14 protein-coding genes are annotated in these 16,462 nt (G+C 66.2%); 3 read left to right on the top strand and 11 right to left on the bottom strand.

The genetic code is table 11. The features are described 5' to 3' along the window. Positions 1 to 51: 51 nt before the first annotated feature. The 4 genes from OKW27_RS20810 to OKW27_RS20795 all read right to left on the bottom strand — a co-directional run bounded on the left by OKW27_RS20810 (position 52) and on the right by OKW27_RS20795 (position 6,568). Positions 52 to 324 (bottom strand): hypothetical protein, encoded by a 273-nt coding sequence (locus tag OKW27_RS20810; protein ID WP_429334734.1) that lies wholly within the window; start codon positions 322 to 324, stop codon positions 52 to 54. 390 nt (positions 325 to 714) lie between these two features. Then, positions 715 to 2,280 carry an efflux transporter outer membrane subunit gene (locus OKW27_RS20805; protein ID WP_429334733.1) on the bottom strand — a complete coding sequence of 522 codons (1,566 nt, stop codon included), beginning with the start codon at positions 2,278 to 2,280 and terminating at the stop codon, positions 715 to 717. Between the two features lie 14 nt (positions 2,281 to 2,294). Next, positions 2,295 to 5,423 (bottom strand): efflux RND transporter permease subunit, encoded by a 3,129-nt coding sequence (locus tag OKW27_RS20800; protein ID WP_429334732.1) that lies wholly within the window; start codon positions 5,421 to 5,423, stop codon positions 2,295 to 2,297. Beyond that, complete coding sequence (locus OKW27_RS20795) at positions 5,420 to 6,568, bottom strand: efflux RND transporter periplasmic adaptor subunit (RefSeq protein WP_429334731.1); 1,149 nt, start codon at positions 6,566 to 6,568, stop codon at positions 5,420 to 5,422. Before OKW27_RS20795 ends, OKW27_RS20800 begins: the two co-directional genes overlap by 4 nt. A 218-nt stretch (positions 6,569 to 6,786) precedes the next feature. Between OKW27_RS20795 and OKW27_RS20790 the strand changes: the two genes are divergently transcribed. Beyond that, a complete protein-coding gene (locus OKW27_RS20790) occupies positions 6,787 to 7,404 on the top strand; it encodes a TetR/AcrR family transcriptional regulator (protein ID WP_090805323.1) in 618 nt (205 codons plus the stop codon). Between the two features lie 77 nt (positions 7,405 to 7,481). Here OKW27_RS20790 and OKW27_RS20785 read toward each other — a convergent pair whose 3' ends face one another. Next, entirely contained in the window at positions 7,482 to 7,694 is a 213-nt protein-coding gene (locus tag OKW27_RS20785) for a hypothetical protein (protein WP_090805832.1), read from the bottom strand. Positions 7,695 to 7,964: 270 nt separating this feature from the next. On the opposite strand from OKW27_RS20785, the gene OKW27_RS20780 reads away from it, so the two are divergent. Further along, positions 7,965 to 9,029 carry a LysR family transcriptional regulator gene (locus OKW27_RS20780; RefSeq protein WP_429334730.1) on the top strand — a complete coding sequence of 355 codons (1,065 nt, stop codon included), beginning with the start codon at positions 7,965 to 7,967 and terminating at the stop codon, positions 9,027 to 9,029. Positions 9,030 to 9,060: 31 nt separating this feature from the next. Here the strand turns inward: OKW27_RS20780 and OKW27_RS20775 are convergent, their stop codons facing one another. The 6 genes from OKW27_RS20775 to OKW27_RS20750 form a co-directional block, all read right to left on the bottom strand. Then, on the bottom strand, positions 9,061 to 9,291 hold the full coding sequence (locus OKW27_RS20775; protein ID WP_184003893.1) for a DUF2795 domain-containing protein: 231 nt from the start codon (positions 9,289 to 9,291) through the stop codon (positions 9,061 to 9,063). A 189-nt stretch (positions 9,292 to 9,480) separates the two neighbouring features. Next, the gene (locus OKW27_RS20770) at positions 9,481 to 9,735 is read right to left on the bottom strand and encodes a hypothetical protein (protein WP_090805320.1); all 255 of its coding nucleotides are present in this window, start codon (positions 9,733 to 9,735) and stop codon (positions 9,481 to 9,483) included. Between the two features lie 216 nt (positions 9,736 to 9,951). After that, positions 9,952 to 11,289 carry a C45 family autoproteolytic acyltransferase/hydolase gene (locus OKW27_RS20765; protein ID WP_090805319.1) on the bottom strand — a complete coding sequence of 446 codons (1,338 nt, stop codon included), beginning with the start codon at positions 11,287 to 11,289 and terminating at the stop codon, positions 9,952 to 9,954. Positions 11,290 to 11,431: 142 nt separating this feature from the next. Beyond that, positions 11,432 to 13,165: a ClcB-like voltage-gated chloride channel protein gene (locus tag OKW27_RS20760; protein WP_429334729.1), complete on the bottom strand. Its 1,734-nt coding sequence runs from the start codon at positions 13,163 to 13,165 to the stop codon at positions 11,432 to 11,434. A gap of 112 nt (positions 13,166 to 13,277) precedes the next feature. Next, positions 13,278 to 14,015 carry a glutathione S-transferase gene (locus tag OKW27_RS20755; protein ID WP_090805317.1) on the bottom strand — a complete coding sequence of 246 codons (738 nt, stop codon included), beginning with the start codon at positions 14,013 to 14,015 and terminating at the stop codon, positions 13,278 to 13,280. A 201-nt stretch (positions 14,016 to 14,216) separates the two neighbouring features. Then, entirely contained in the window at positions 14,217 to 15,296 is a 1,080-nt protein-coding gene (locus tag OKW27_RS20750) for a YeiH family protein (RefSeq protein ID WP_429334728.1), read from the bottom strand. A gap of 132 nt (positions 15,297 to 15,428) precedes the next feature. On the opposite strand from OKW27_RS20750, the gene OKW27_RS20745 reads away from it, so the two are divergent. After that, positions 15,429 to 16,322, top strand: coding sequence for a LysR family transcriptional regulator (locus tag OKW27_RS20745; protein WP_429334727.1), 894 nt, complete (start codon positions 15,429 to 15,431; stop codon positions 16,320 to 16,322). The last annotated feature ends 140 nt before the right edge of the window (positions 16,323 to 16,462 follow it).

The raw sequence follows: 16,462 nt of genomic DNA, 5'->3' as shown, positions 1-16,462 counted from the left end.
GGATTCTTAAGCGATACGGGCACCGGCCCACTCTCGCCGCATACCGTCATGTCAGCGGCGAAACACCTCGACGCGAGGCACATCGTCGGAAAAAGCGGACTGAAGTGCCCACTCCTCGTAGCGTTTCGCGCCGGCAAGATGTTCCGATAACTTCATGGTCAGATCATGCCAGGCTGAATCGCCTTCCGGCACGGTCATGGTACGGCCATCGTCTAGCCGGACGAGCAATACGATCGAATTTCGAATCGATTGTTCTGACCGCGTAGCGACGATTTCGCAAATATCTTCCCAGGCAATGTGTTGCTCGCCTTGCTGATTTGTCACGACGAGACCCTTATCGCTCAGGGATAGAGCGAAGGAGAATCTTCGTCGTCATTCGATCAGAGACCGATCGTTTGCCTTTCGAAGCGCAACGGTCGCAGTGGCTATCTGAGGCGCTTGCTCGTCTTGAGCCCGAGTTCAAAAGCTCGCACGAGTGCGCAAGTTCTTTCGCGCCTCAAGCATGCATCGATCTGATAGCACGATTCAGTGATCGATAAACACCGTTGAGGCGCTGCAGAGCACGTGTACTGTGGCTTGCTTCTGATTCGTTTCGCACCGTACAAACAAATCGTATTAGGTTCAATGCGTTAGCCCGTTGTTCAGACAGTTTTCAACAGGTTCATCAACACGAACTGGGGATAAGTGCGCCGCGTTCCGTACGGAATCCGAGACTTAGTTGGATGTCACCGTGTTCGTCGTCCCAACCGATGCAGGCGCAGAAGCCGAAGTCGCCGCAGCCGATGATGCGCCTGCCTGATCAACCGGCGGATTCCCCATCGCCTGAAACAGCGCGGCCGTATCCGTCAGCCGCGCGCTCATATAGCGGATCTCATCGAGCTGCGCGTTGCGCCATTGCTGCTCGCTCGAACGCGTCGCGGCGACGGGCAACGCGCCGAGCCGATAGCGCGCCGAGGTCTCGTTGAACACACCCTGTGCCGAACGCGCGGCAACGTTCGCGGCGTCGAGCGACTGCGCGTCGTGCTCGAGTGAGGCGAGCGTGTCGGCGACGTTCTGAAACGCGGCCAGCACAGTCTGTTTGTACTGCGACACGCTCGCTTCATACGTGTGCTGCGCCGCGCGGCGCTGCGCGAGCAGCGCGCCGCCGTGAAACAGCGGTTGCGACAGCGACGCGCCGATGCTCCAGATGGCCCCCGCACCGGACATCGCGACCGGCCAGCTAAACCCGCCTTGTCCCATCGATGCCGACAGCGACAGACTCGGGAACATCTGCGCGGTGGCGACGCCCACATCGGTCGCAGCGGCCTTCAGCGCGGCGTCGGCGGCCTCGATGTCAGGCCGCGTGCGCAGCAGCTCCGACGGCACCACCACCGGCACCTGCTCCGGCACATGCAACTGCGCGAGATCGATGTCGTCGGGCGCGGCATCGGGTGTGCGGCCAAGCAGCACCGCGAGCGCGTGACGCGTAGTGAGCCACTGTTGCTTCAGCGCCGGCAGACTCGCCGACACGCTCGCCGCGCTCTGCTGCGCGTTCAGCAGATCGGCATGCGATACCGCACCGAGCGCGAAGCGCCGCTCGGTATCGCGCGCCTGATCGTTGGCGAGGACCACGAGCCGCTCGGTCGTATCGACCTGAGCATGCAGCGCGGCGCTCGTGATCGTCGCGGTCACGATGTTCGCGGCGAGCGCGCGCCGCGCCGCCTCGAGCTGGTAGACCTGCACGTTCACGCGCGCGGCGAGCGCCGCGTTCGCGAGCCGCGCGGCGCCGAACAGATCGAACGTGTAGTGCGCCTGCAACTGGCCGACGAACACGTTGTACAGAAACGTGTTCGGTCCGATCTCGGGGATCGCGAGCGCGCGATTGCGGGTGGCCTGGCCGCCGGCGTCGATGGTCGGCAGCAGCGAGCTGCCGACCTGCGCGCGCAATTGCTCGCGCGCGGCCGCGAGACTGCGGTCGGTCGCGTCGAGCGTCGGACTATTGCGCAGGCCTTCGTCGACGAGCGCGTTCAGCGCATCCGAGCGGTACAGCTTCCACCATTCGGGCACCGGCTGCGCGCCGGTCACGAACTGCTGCGAGACGCCCTGCGCAGTCACGGTTTGCGTCGGTGGCGGCTCGGCACCGTAGTGCGCGGGCTGCGGCATCGCGGGCGCATCGCCGTTCGGTCCGAACGAGCAAGCGCCGAGCATGCAGGTGATGCCGGCGATGCTGGTGGCAAGCGTGGTACGGGCCAGCGCGTCGAAGCGCGCGCGGCGGTGGCGGGATAGGGCGGGAGTAGTCATCCTCGTGCTCATGCTCAGTTACCCGTGTGCGTGGCGCCGGCACCGGACGGCGTCTGCGGCTCGCGCTCGTCGGCGCGTACGCGGAACGACGCGGCGTACAACGCGGGCAGATAGAACAGCGTGAGGATCGTCGCGCTCGTGATGCCGCCCATCAGCGCGGTCGCCATCGGCCCGAAGAAGTTCGAGCGCAGCAGCGGGATCAGCGCGAGCACGGCGGCCGCGGCGGTCAGCGTGATCGGCCGGAACCGCCGCACGGTCGCGCCGACGATCGCATCGAAGCGCTTGTGCCCCGACGCAATGTCCTGCTCGATCTGATCGACGAGAATCACCGAGTTGCGCATGATGATGCCGAACATCGCGATCACGCCGAGCATCGCGACGAAACCGAACGGCTGGCCGAACAGCAGCAAGGTGAGCACGACGCCGATCAGGCCGAGCGGCGCGGTCAGCACGACCATCAGCACGCGCGCGAAGCTTTGCAGCTGGATCATCAGCAGCGTGAGCACCGCGATCACCATGATCGGAATCTGCGCGTTGATCGAGGTTTGACCCTTGGCGCTTTCCTCGACCGAGCCGCCGATCTCGATCCGGTAGCCGACCGGCAGCGTCGCGCGGATCGGCGCGAGCGCGCGGTCCACCGCGTGCGTGACGTCGATGCCTTGCGCGCCGGCCGCCACGTCCGACTGCACGGTGATGGTCGGCTGACGGTCGCGTTCCCAGATCACGCCGTATTCGAGGTCGTTGCGCAGATGTCCGAGCGTGCCGAGCGGCACCGGGCCGTTGGGCGTCGGCATCGCGAGCGCGGTCAGCCGCGACGGGTCGACGCGTTCGGCGCGCGGCGCGCGCAGATCGACGCTGATCAGCTTGTCGCGCTCCCGATACTGCGTGACCGTGTAGCCGGACATCGTCATCGCGAGGAAGCTGGCGATGTCTTCGGACGTCACGCCGAGTTCGCGCGCGCGCTTCTGGTCGATCTCGAAGCGCACCGAGCGCTCGGCGGGTTCGTCCCAGTCGAACTGCACGTTGCGCGTGCCGCGATTGGCGCGCATCGTCGCGGCCACGCGTTCGGCGATCGAGCGCACGGTCGCGATGTCGTCGCCGCTCACGCGGAACTGCACCGGATAGCCGACCGGCGGCCCGTTCTCGAGGCGCGACAGGCGCGTGCGGATCGCCGGGAAGTTGTTGAGCAACTCCGGTTCGAGCCACTGCGCGAGCTTCTCGCGATCCTTGACCGACTTCGCGGTGATCACGAACTGTGCGAAGTTCGGCTGCTGCAATTGCTGATCGAGCGGCAGATAGAAACGCGGCGCGCCGGTGCCGACGAAGCTGACTGAGTGATCGATTTCAGGCCGCCCTTTGAGAACCTGTTCGAGGCGCTGCGCCTGGCGCAGCGTTGCATCGAACGACGCGCCTTCGGGCAGCCGCACATCGACCAGCAACTCCGGCCGGTCCGAGCTCGGGAAGAACTGCTGCGGCACGAGCGAGAAGCCGGCCATCGCGAGCACGAACAGCAGCACGGTGATCGCGAGCACGACGAAGCGCCGCTCGATGCACCAGCCGATCCAGCCGCGCAAGCGCGTGTAGAAGCGCGTGTCGTAGATGTCATGTTCGTGATCGTCAGGCTCGTGCGCATGGCGCTTGCGCTCGGGCAGCATGTGATAGCCGAGCAGCGGAATCAGCACGACCGCCGCGAGCCACGACGCGATCAGCGCGATCGCCGACACCTCGAAGATCGAGCGCGTGTACTCGCCGGTGCTCGACTTCGCGAGCGCGATCGGCAGGAAGCCGGATACGGTGACGAGCGTGCCGGTCAGCATCGGAAACGCGGTGCTGGAGTACGCGAAGGCCGCGGCGCGCGTGCGGTTCCAGCCTTGCTCGAGCTTCACCGACATCATTTCGACCGCGATGATCGCATCGTCGACGAGCAGGCCGAGCGCGAGCACGAGTGTGCCGAGCGATACCTTGTGCAGGCCGATATCGAACAGGTACATGCACAGCGCGGTGACCGCGAGCACCACCGGAATCGAGATCACGACCACCATGCCGGTGCGCACGCCGAGCGACACGAGGCTCACGACCAGCACGATCCCGACCGCTTCGGCGACCGCTTCGAGGAAGTCGTCGACCGAGCGCGCGACCGCGTGCGGCATGCTCGATACTTCGACGAGATTCAATCCGGCGGGCAGCGCGGCGCGCAGTTGGGTCATCTGCTGATCGAGCGCGCGGCCGAGGCGGATCACGTCGCCGCCCGGCTGCATCGTCACGCCGATACCGAGCACGGGTTTGCCGCCGAAGCGCATCTGCGTGACGACCGGGTCGTCGTAGCCGCGCTTGATCGTCGCGATGTCGCCGAGACGCAACGTGCGGTTGTTGATGCGGATCAGCGTGTCGGCGAGCGCGCGCACGTCGTTGAACTGGCCGCTCGGGCGCAAGAACACGCGGTCGTCCGTGGTGGTCAGCGTACCCGCGGGAGCGATCGTGTTCTGCGCGTTGATCGCCTGCCCGAGCTGTTGTGGCGAGATGCCGAGACGCGTCAACTGCGTGTTCGCGATCTCGATGTAGATGTGCTGATCGGGATCGCCGAAATAGTCGACCTTGCCGACGCCCGGCACGCGCACCAGCACCGAGCGTAGCTGGTCCGCGTAATCGTGCAGTTGCGCGGCGGAAAAGCCGTCGCCTTCGAGCGTGTAGATGTTGGTGTAGACGTCGCCGAATTCGTCGTTGAAGAACGGGCCCTGGATGCCCGGCGGCAAGCTCGACGCGATGTCGCCGACTTTCTTGCGCACCTGGTACCACGTCTCGGGCACCTGGCTCACCGGCGCCGAGTCCTTCATCGTGAAGAAGATCAGCGATTCGCCGGGACGCGAGTAGCTGCGCACGAAATCGATGTACGGCGTTTCCTGCAGCTTGCGGCCGATGCGATCGGTCAACTGCTCCTGCACCTGGCGCGCGGTGGCACCCGGCCAGTACGTGCGGATCACCATCACGCGGAACGTGAAGGGCGGGTCTTCCGACTGCGCGAGCCGCGTGTAGGCGAGGATGCCGAACGCGGTGGCGAGCGCGATCAGGAATACGACCAGCGCCTGATGACGCAGCGCCCACGCGGACAGATTGAAGCGTCCTTCTTCGTGCGACGTGCTCATGAAGCGAAGTCCTCGGGATGCAGCGGCGCGATCGCGCGGACTTTCTGGCCGGCGCTCACGGTGTGCACGCCTTGCAGCACGACGCTTTCGCCATCTTTCAGGCCATCGCTGACGACGAACGTGCGCTCGTAGTAGCGCGTGACGGCCACGCGACGCAGCTCGAGCGTGTTGTCCGCGGCGCGCACGACCCACACGGCCGGTTCGCGCCCCTCGTGAAACAGCGCGGTGACCGGCAGCGTGAACACGCCGTGCTGCGCGGCCGCCGCGGCGAGCGGCACGGCCGGCGTGACGTCGGCGGTCATGCCGAGGCGCACGTCGGCGCCGGCATCGAGCAGGGTCAGACGCGCGCGCCAGGTGCGGCTCTGCGGATCGGCGGCCGGCGACAGCTCGCGCACGCGTGCGCCGAGCTTGCGGCCCGGCAACGCGGCGAGCGTGACGCTTGCGTTCTGGCCGACCGCGAATGCGGCGAGCGCGCTTTCGGGCACGTCGCACAGCACGTCGACGTCGCCGCTCCACGCGAGGTTGTAGACGGCCTGACCCGCCGACACGTTCTGGCCCGTGTCCGCCTGTTCAGCCGTGATGACGCCCGCATGACCGGCGACGAGCGTCGTGTACTGCAGCTGGTTCTTCGCGAGTGCCGCCTGCTGCTGCGCCTGATCGCGCTGCGCGAGCGCGGACGCGTAGGCGTTGGTGGTCTGTTCGAGCTGCGCGGGCGCGATCAGGTTTTCTTTGGCCTGCGCCCTGTCGCGTTCGAGCTGCTGCTGCGCGTAGACGAGGTTGTGCTGCGCGGCGTCGAGCTGCGCCTGCGTGCTCGCGGCGTTTTTCTGCGCATCGGCGGGGTCGAGCAGCGCGACGACTTCGCCGCTTTTCACCGTGTCGCCGAGCCGTACCCGCCGCTCGATGATCTTGCCGGCGACGCGGAACGACAGCGGCGTCGAATAGCGCGCCTGCACTTCGCCGGGCAGCGACGCCGCCTGCAGCGCGTGGCCGTCCGCATGCACGGCGAGCGCGACCACCGGGCGCGGCGCGGGCGCCGCGGCTTCCTTCTTCGAGCAGGCCGCGAGCGCGAGCACGCCTGCCAGGGCCAGCGCGCAGGTCTGCCTGGAGAAACCGCGGTGAGAGGATGGGGGAGACTGCTGGCGCATCGCTGACGATGCGGGAAAACCGGGACGCTTCACAATTACCCCAACTGGAGACAGCGAACGAACACGGCAAGCCGCGCGGCCCGCCAGCGAAGACCCGCATGCCGCGTCATGCTAATGGCATACAGGAATGGCTTTGAATGACGAAGCGCATTCTAATACACTCATGTATCTGAATGCATAGATGGATTTGAATTCTTTTGGGTGCTAGGCTTGCGGCCATGAAACGTCAAAGACTGACAAGAGAGCAGAGCAAGGACCAGACGCGGGAGCGGCTGCTCGATGCCGCGCAGGCAATTTTCATGAAGAAGGGCTTCGTCGCGGCGAGTGTCGAGGACATCGCGGCGGCGGCCGGCTATACGCGCGGCGCGTTCTATTCGAACTTCCGCAGCAAGACCGAGCTCTTTCTGGAGTTATTGCGGCGCGATCACGAAGCGATGCAGGCGGGCCTGCATGCGATCTTTGAAAGCGCGGCGTCGCGCGAGGAGATGGAGGCGCGCGTGCTGCGCTACTACAGCTCGCTGCATCGCGAGAACAAGTGTTTTCTGCTGTGGGTCGAGGCGAAGCTACTGGCGGTGCGCGACGGCCGTTTCCGGCTGCGCTTCAACGCGTTCATGCACGAAAAGATCGAACAGTTGAGCGCCTATGTGCGCGAGTTCTCGGAGCGCGTGGGCACGCCGATGTCGATGCCGCCCGAGCAACTCGCGATCGGCCTGATGGGTTTGTGCGACGGCGTGCAGTTCTTCTACACGGTCGATCCGCAGAATGTCCCGGCGGAGATGGCCGAAACGGTGCTGGCGGGGTTTTTCTCGCGCGTGGTGTTCGGGCGCGATGCGTAACGGTAGGCGTTGAGCCTGGAGGCGCGGATGCGCGACCCGGAGGGATCGCGCATCAGATACGGTTCAAGGCGGAAAAATCATTCGACCGGCAGTCGCGCGCAGGCCTCGGCGGCGGGCGCCGCGCACGCGAACGCGTACTGGCCGCTGGCGTCGAGGAATTTTTCCCCGGCGTGCAGGGCAACCTTGATATCGGGGCAGCGCTCGTAACCGATATAGGCCGAGCCCGCGGCGGCCGACCAGCAAACCAGCGAAAACGCGATCTTTTCCAGCAGACGAAAACGATGTGGCATGGCGGTGTAGCGGTAACTTTCTTTGGCCGCCATGTTACCAGCAAGCTAGGGTTTATACCTAGCTAAAATCCACGATAGACGCCGTAATAGTGGCGCGATTGACACGCCGCGCCGAATCTGACCGGAATGTCATGTCTGGGTCAGGGTTGGGACATGTCCTATCGCTAGAATCGGTTGCGTTGGGCGGACCCGTGCGCGCCCATGCGGCGCGGGTCGACACAGGCGGCAACGGTTGCGCCGGCCCGGCTTTACCGAGGCAGGAGTGGTCCCATGAATCAACTGCAGTCGATGCGCGTGTTCGTCAAGGTGGCGGACCTCGGCAGTTTCGTCGGCGCGTCGGGCGCGCTGGATCTGTCCACCGCGGTCGTCACGCGGCACGTCGCGGATCTCGAAGCGCGGCTCGGCACGCGACTGCTGAACCGCACCACCCGCCGTCTTTCGCTGACCGAATCCGGCGCGACCTATCTGGAGCGCGTACGCCACATCCTCGCCGATCTCGAAAGCGTCGAGCAGATGGTGGTGGCGCGCAATCACGAGCCGGTCGGCACGCTGCGCATCGTCGCGCCGGTCGTGTTCGGATTGCACAGTCTCGCGCCGGTCGTGCAGTCGTACGCGGCGCGCTATCCCGACGTGGTGCCCGACGTCACGCTCGCCGACCGCCACGTCGATCTGGTCGAAGAGGGCTTCGACGTCGGCATCCTGGCTGCGCGGCACATGCGCAGCGCGAGCATCGTCACGCGGCGGTTGACGACCGGCTACATGACGGTCTGCGCGACGCCCGAGTACCTGGCGCAACACGGCACGCCGAAGCGCCCCGAGGATCTGCTCAGACATTCGTGCCTGAGCAGGCCGGCCGAGCAGGGCGGCGAGGAGCGGTTGTTCAATGGGCCGGACGGCGAAGTGCGGGTGCGGCCGACCAACGCGATCGCGGCGAACAACGCCGAGATGCTGCGGCAGTTCGCGCTGCTCGGCATGGGGGTGGCGATCCTGCCGAGCTACCTGATCGGCCGTGATCTGACGGCGGGGCGGCTCGTGCGTCTGCTCGACGCGTTCAGTCTGCCGCCCATCGAAATCACGATTGCGTATCCGAGCCGGCTGCATCTGCCGGCGAAGGTGCGGACGTTCATCGACCATCTGGTCGAGCATTTCCAGCCGGAGAGCGCGCAGGCGCGGGATTCCCGTAGCGTGGCGCCGGTGCGGGTGGGGGCCGGGGTGAGCGGGTCCGACGCTCCGACGGCGCGCGAGATCGCCGACGACGCGCTCGAAAACAGCCGTACGACGCGCCGTGTGGCGCGGGTGGCGCGCGCGCGGATCGCGGCGTCGTCGCAGTTCTGACGTGTGAGGTGAGGCGAGGTTGAATCCGGGCTCAGATCCCCAGGCCCGGGCCATAGTTGCCGCCGATCAGGCGCGTGACCGACTCGATGTCGACATAATCCTGCTCCGGCATACCATCGAGCATCGCCAACACCTCGTTGCTCGCGCCGGCTTCGCGCGCGGCGTCGACGAGTGCGTCCTTGTTGGTCGGGAACTCGACTTCGCTGAGAAGATCGGCGATCTGCAGATCGATCGATTCGCCGGGGATGTCCGAGGCCGTCATGCGCATGCTCCTAATGAGCTTAAGTTAGTCACGTCGTTATTGCTGCCACGACAAGCCAGCGCCTCGCCGCGATGAGTTTCTCGCAGTCTGTTGCAATCCCGCGCGCGCCACCCCAACGTTATGACAGCCGGCGCAAACCGGGCAGGCGCGCCGTCGTAGCCGCGCCGCCGCCCGCCGTTGCGGCGGTCCTCACGTGGTCAGATGCTCGTTCTGCCCGGTCAGGCTGCGGTCCAGATGTCGGGACTTCGGCAGCGCAATATGCTCCCAGTGCTGCGGACGGCTGGCGTCGGTGCTCGACACGTCTGGGGCCGGAGGCGCGACCGGCGCGGCGTTCGCGCGTTGCGCGAGCGTGATGGAATCCGTGCTGTCCGAGGCGGTATGAACCGGCGCGGCAAAGCACGAGGCTGACAGCGTCACCATGATTAACAGTGTCGAGGTTTTCATCGCCCGACCTCCTAAAGCTCATGCGGCGCTGACAATCGAGCAAACCCTGTGCCGTCCCGCGTCGAGAGGACGGTGCAAGCCGAGGACGGCATGGCGCTGCGCGGCCCAGGCTCCTTACCATCTTAGATGGCAAATACTGCAACGCGCGCACATTTGCGACAAAACCGGATTGTAGATTCGATCATCGCACGAACAGGCGCGCGCGTCCGCCATGCGCTAGCGCAGCACATCGAAGCGCGTCCACGGCCACGACGGCCGGTCGCGCATATAGCCGTTCAGCCAGTTCCACTGCGGATGCCGCTTCATGAACGCCTGTGCGTCGAACGGCCGGCCGCACGGATGCCCCCAGCGCGCGGTGAAGGCCATCTCGCGGGCCATTTCGCTGTCGATCACCTTGCCGTCGTTCGCGCCCCACGGATTGAACGGCCCGTGATCGGTGCCGCCGAAGCGCGCGTCGTCGAGCTCCAGATGCCCGCAGATCGTGCGCGAGCACGGGTTGTCGTTGCGATCGAGATAGACGTCGTGATGATCGGCGATCATCTGCTTCGCGAGCTCGACGTCGATGCTGCCGCGATGCAGTTCCTCGAGCTGCATGAAACGCAGACGCCGCGCGCCGTTCTTGCGCACGTCGGTATAGTCCTCGCCTTCGCCGATGCATTCCTGGTTGCGGATCTTCAGATCCGTCGCGGTGTTGTAGCCGCTGTAGAAACCGTCTTTGGTGGTCTCGAAGCCCGCATAGTGCAGCCCGAGTTCGTAACGCGCGATCTCGCCGGTCTTCGTGTCGCCGAGCAGCCAACTGTTCGCGTAGCCGCCGTTGTTCGCGAGCGAGAACATGTCGCACCATTCCTTGATGCTGTTCGCATATTGCGACGCGCGTCGCGAGCGATAGAACTCGGGCGCACCGGCCGCGTTGTAGCCCGCGAAGTTCGAGATCGTCGTTTCGGTGATCATCAGGCCGGCCGCCGTGACCCAGAAATCGGTCAGGCTCGAGATGCAGCCCGGCAGGCCCTGCATCAGGATGCGGTTGCCGCGGTCGGGCACGATGTCGAACACGACGTTGAACGCGTCGCCGGCCGCGTAGCGGTCCCACGAGTTGTGCGCCATCACGATACGGCCGTCGCGCGTCGCGTTGCCGGTCGCGATGAACGCGCTGCAGTGGTGACCGCGCCGGCCGCGCCACAGTTTCGCGCCCAGATGCGGCTGCGCCTGCGCGGCGTGCGTCGGCCACCAGCTTTGCAGCAGATCCATGTAGCCGTTCCACGCGAGCACTTCGGCGAACGGCAGCTTCGCGCCGTCGGCGATGCCATGGATTTCATCGGCGAATTCGGTGTCGAGCTTGCTCGCGAACTGGCTCGTCGCGGCATTGACGAAGGTGTCGAACTCCTCCCCGGTGTCCCATTTGGCGAGATAGCGCGCGGTGCGGATCGCGTTTCTGATTTCGTCGGCGAGCAACTGGCCGTGCTGCTCGCCGCGATCGTACGGCTCGCCTTCGATATGCACGAAAATCCAGCCGGCCTGATCGCGGCGTACGGCCTCGGGGGACGGTTCGCTCATCTTCGCTCCGACGCTACGGCGGGCGCTGTCGCTGCGCCCAAGCTGGGCTCACGCGTGCCGGCCGCGTGAAGGGCCGGCGGGTCTGTCCATTGTAGAGAATCCGCGGCGCTTTGCATCGCGCCCCGCGAAGCCTTCGAAAGCTCTAGCGCGACGGACTCATGCGGAAGTACGCATCGAGCAGCGAGGTCTTGTAGACGACGCCGGCGAGCTTCGGATGCGCGGTGCTTTCGATCACCGGCAGCCGCTCGCCCTGAAACGCCATGAAGTGCTGTAGCGCGATGGCGAGCGACATGTCCGGCGTCAGCACGTCGAAATGCGGCTGCAGATAATCGGCGGCGGTTTTCATCGACGTTTCGCGCCGCTCGAGCAGATCGGACGTGATGTCCTTCAGCGCGACCACGCCGAGAAACGCGCCCGAGTCGTTCGCGACGTACAGATACTTGACCGGATACTCGAGGAACACGCGCGTCATGTCGTGCACGGTCGCGTTCGGCGGCACGACGGTCTGCGCGGGGCGGATCAGCTCGCGCATCTGCGTCGCGCGCAATCGCGAGCGCTCCTGCTCCTCGCGATTGCGGCGCAGCGTGATCTCGTACATCGAGGTCTTGCCGATCGCGCGAGCGATGAAATACGCGACCACGCACGACAGCATCAGCGGCAGCACGACCTGATAGCTCAACGTCATCTCGAAGATCATCAGGATCGCCATCAGCGGCGCCTGGGTCGCGCCCGCGAGGAATGCGCCCATGCCGACCATCGCATAGGCGTAAGCGGCCGACGTCGCATGCGGCCACAACGCGTGCATGCCCTGGCCGAACAGCGAGCCGACCGCCGCGCCGACGAACAGCGTCGGCGTGAACACACCGCCCACCGCGCCGGAGCCGGCCGTCGCCGCGGTCGCCGCGAGCTTGCAGACGAGCACCAGCAGGAGCGCGGACCATGTCCACGGCGAATGCAGGATCGAGTTCACGACGCTGTAGCCGTTGCCCCACACCTCGGGCTCCGCGACCGAAATGATGCCGACCACGAGACCGCCGAGCGCGAGCCGCACCGGCAACGCCACCGGCAGCTTGCGAAAGGCCGCCTTCGATGCGTTGAGCAGCCGCAGAAACTGCGGCGCGGCCGCGCCGCACAGCGCGCCGAGCGCGACGAACAGCAGCACCTCGGGACCGGTCACGGTCGGAAACTCCGGCATCTCGTAGGGCGGCTTGTAGCCGGCGAACTCGCGCATCGTGATGTTCGCGACGACCGCCGCGACCAGCACCGGCCCGAAGCTTTCCATCGCGATCGAGCCGAGCACGATCTCGGTGACGAAAAACGCGCCCGCGATCGGCGCGCTATACGCGGACGTGATACCGGCCGCCGCGCCGCACGCGACGAGCAGGCGCAGCCGCGGCGGATCGAAGTGGACCCAGCGGCCGATCAGCGACGAGGCGAGCGCCGCGAGCTGCACCATCGGACCTTCACGACCGATCGAACCGCCGCTCGCGATCGTAAACAGCGACGACACGCTGCGCCACAGGCTCAGGCGCACCGGCACGACGCCGTCGCCGATCGCGACCGCTTCCATGTAGTCGGTGTGCGTTTTCGTGTCGGCGTGACGCTGCGCAATCAGCAGGAAAATGCCGGCGACGAGACCACCCGCGGCCGGCAGCCAGATGCGCATGGTCCACGGTAGGCTGCGCGCCATGTCGACGAAGCTGCCGGAGCGGCCGGCAATCGCCAGTTGCAGCAGTTCGATGCCCTTGCGAAACAAGATGGTCGCCAACGCGCCGGCAATGCCGACCACAACGGCCCAGACCAGCACCGTATGGGCTTCTGAGAGGCGGAAAACGCTTTGGGCGCGGGTGCGCAGCTTCAGCAGGAATGAAAGCACGTCGTCGGTACGGGGCGTGATGGAAGGTTGAAAAAACCGCGGCACAACAGCAGCGCGCCCGCCTCGAATGGCGGGCGCGCGGCGGCGAGCGGGCGGAGGCGGGCGGCGCGGTTCAAGTCGCCGCCTTGTCGAGTTCAGGATAGTGCCGGAAGATGCAGCTTTCGTTATGGCCGATGCGCCGGTCCGAGTCCAGATACGCGGCGATGTTCGGTCTTGCGATCACGGCGTCGTGCAGCGCGGCGAGCCGCGGATAGTGCTCGCCGAAGCGCTTCAGCGCGCGCGGAAACGCGTACAGCAGACCGTCGATCAGCTGGAACATCGACAGGTCCACATAGGTCAGCGTGTCGCCGACCATGAAGCTGTCGCCGGCCGGATTCTGCGCGAGCACGCGCTCGAAGTACGACATGAACTTCGGAATCCGATGGTCGATGAAATCGTGCGCGCGCACCTTCGCCGCGTCTTTCTGCTCCTCGTAGTAGAGGCCGCTCGCGAGCGGATGGTGGGTGTCGTGCGCTTCGGTGACGACGTCGGCGATCGTCAGCTGCAGGCCGTTCGCGACATAGCGCAGGCTGTCCACCTCCGGCGCCAGCTTGAGCCGCGGGCCGAGATAGAACAGGATGTTGGCGGTCTGCGCGATGACCAGATCGCCGTCTTTCAGAAACGGTGGCGCGAACGGCGGATACGGCTCGTCGGGGCTTTGCATCACCGCCATCATCGCTTTGGTGCCAAGGCCCTTCGAAGGCTTGCCGCGCGCGACTTCGACATAGTCGACGCCGGCTTCCTCCAGCGCGAGCCGCACGAATTCGCCGCGGCCTTGCAGGCCATCCCAGTAGTACAGTTCCAGGCTCATCGATCGATCCTCATTCCGGTCGCCCGGACGCGTCGCGGCAAGGCGGTTTCACCGCTGCCATCGGACGTCGCGCACGGGCGGGTTGGGGGGCAAAGTTCGCAGCAACGAGTATGCCGTGTGATCGGCCGGGATGGTGCGCCAGAAAGCGCAAAACCCCGCGCGCGGCGGGGTGTCGGGGAAGGCGGGAGAGCCCGCGACGGCTTAGTGGAACAGGTGCTGGACGGTCCATGTGATGCCGAGTCCGCCGGCGATCAGCCATACATACAGAATCAGGCCGGTGGTCAGCGCGCGCGGACCCGCTTCGCGAATCTGCGAGAAGCGCGTTTCCATGCCGAGTGCGGTCATCGCCATCGTCAGCGCGAAGGTGTCGAACAGGTTCAGCGTCGAGGTGGCGCTTTCCGGCAGCACATGCAGCGAGTTGATCGCCACGCAGGCGAGGAAGCCGAGTGCGAACCAGGGGATCGCCAGCTTGCGCGGGGCGGCGCCGTCCGTGCCGCCATCGTTCGCGCCGCGCGTCGCGCGGTTCACCCACAGGCCGACCACCAGCAATACCGGCACGAGCAGCATCACGCGGGTCATCTTGACGATCGTCGCGATGTGCGTCGCTTCGGGGCTCACGTTGCTCGCCGCGCCGACCACCTGCGCGACCTCGTGGATCGTGCCGCCGAAGAACAGGCCGGCGCCGACCGTGTCGAGATGCAGCCAGCCTGCGTTGAACAGCACCGGGTAGAGGAACATCGACAGCGTGCCGAACAGCACGACGCTGCCGACCGCCATCGCGCTCTTGTGCGGCTTCGACTGCAGCGTCGATTCGAACGCGAGCACCGCGGCCGCGCCGCAGATCGCGCTGCCGGCCGCCGTCAGGAGCGCGGTGTCGCGATCGAGCTTCATGATTTTCATGCCGGCCCAGGTGCCGATCACGAGCGTGCTGACGACGATCAGCACCGACTCCGCGAGACCCGGCAGGCCCACCTGGGCGATTTCCTGCAGGCTCACACGCAAGCCGAAGAACGCGACCGCGATGCGCAGCAGCTTGCGCGCCGAGAAATTCACGCCGGCCGCCCAACTGACCGGCATGCTATCGCGCAGCGCGTTGCCGTAGATCGCCCCCGCGACGATGCCGACGATCAGCGGACTCAGGCCAAGGCCGGCAATCGCCGGAATCGCCGCGATGCGCGTGACCGCGGCGGCGAACAGCGCGACGAACAGTATGCCGTTGAGCTGGCCGCGGGTGGACAGCGCGGGGGAGGCGGCGGCGAGCGGGGCGGTGGGTGTGGACATGATCGGTGGTTTCGTAACGGACTTGCGTGGGACTGCATAAGCAGCAATGGGGCTAATCCTAAATTAGATATATCGATATGAAAAATCGTGATTTAGAATGTGAAGTATCGGCTCAACGGATATTTAATCGAGATGACCCCGGATCAACTTATAACGTTCGCCGCCGTCGCTGAGCATCGCAACATCAGCCGGGCGGCGGTGGCGCTGCATCTGTCGCAGCCGGCGGTATCCGGCCAGCTGAGGCAATTGCAGGACGAGTTCGGCGAGCCGCTGTATCAGCGCGATGGCCGCGGGGTGCGGCTGACGCCAGCCGGCGAACAGCTCGCCGCCTATGCGGCGCGGCTGCGCGACACCTGGCGGCAGGCGCATGCCTATCGCGACGCGCTGCGCGGTCTCGAACAGGGCACCTTGCGGATCGGCGCGAGCACGACGCCGGCGAGCTACCTGCTGCCGTACCTGATCGCCGAATTCCATCGCCGCTATCCGCACGTGACCGTGCATACCGCCAACGGCAACACGGCCGAGATCGTCGGTGCGCTCGGCTCGGTCGACATCGCGATGATCGAGGGTCCCGCCGGCGCCGATCTGCCGCCGGACACGGTCGTCCATGCGTGGCGCGAGGACGAGATCGTCGCGATCATGCCGCGCTCGCATCCGCTCGCGCAGGCGGACAATGGCGGGCGCATCGAGCTGGCCGCGTTCGGCGCGTATCCGCTGGTGCTGCGCGAGGAAGGCTCGGGCGTGCGGCAGACGGTCGAGCGCGAGTTCGCACGCGCGGGCGTGCCGATGCGCGTGGCGCTCGAAATCGCGGGGGTCGAAGGGGTGAAGGAGGCGGTGCGGGCGGGGATGGGTGTCGGTTTCGTGTCGGCGATGTCGATGCGGCATGAGGACGGTGCGCTGCGGCTCATGTCGCTGAGTCCGCAGCCGCTGACGCGGCGGCTGTCGATTCTGCTGCCGCATGCGAGCGCGCCGTCGCGGGTGGTCGAGCAGTTTCTGGCGATGTGCGTCGCGGACGAGGGCGGCTGACTTCCGCGCTGGCAGCGTATGGGGTCGAGAATCCGAACCCGCGCGGGGCGCTGCCGTGCCCGGCGCGCTTCGCTTTACGCTCGCCGTATGCCGGCCGCGCCTGGGGATTTCCTCTATGGTGCGCGATGGCTGTCCCGAGC

The organism is Paraburkholderia sp. 35.1 (assembly GCF_050436525.1).
GTDB classification, from domain to species: Bacteria; Pseudomonadota; Gammaproteobacteria; order Burkholderiales; family Burkholderiaceae; genus Paraburkholderia; species Paraburkholderia tuberum.
This window is presented reverse-complemented; position numbering and strand designations above follow the sequence as displayed.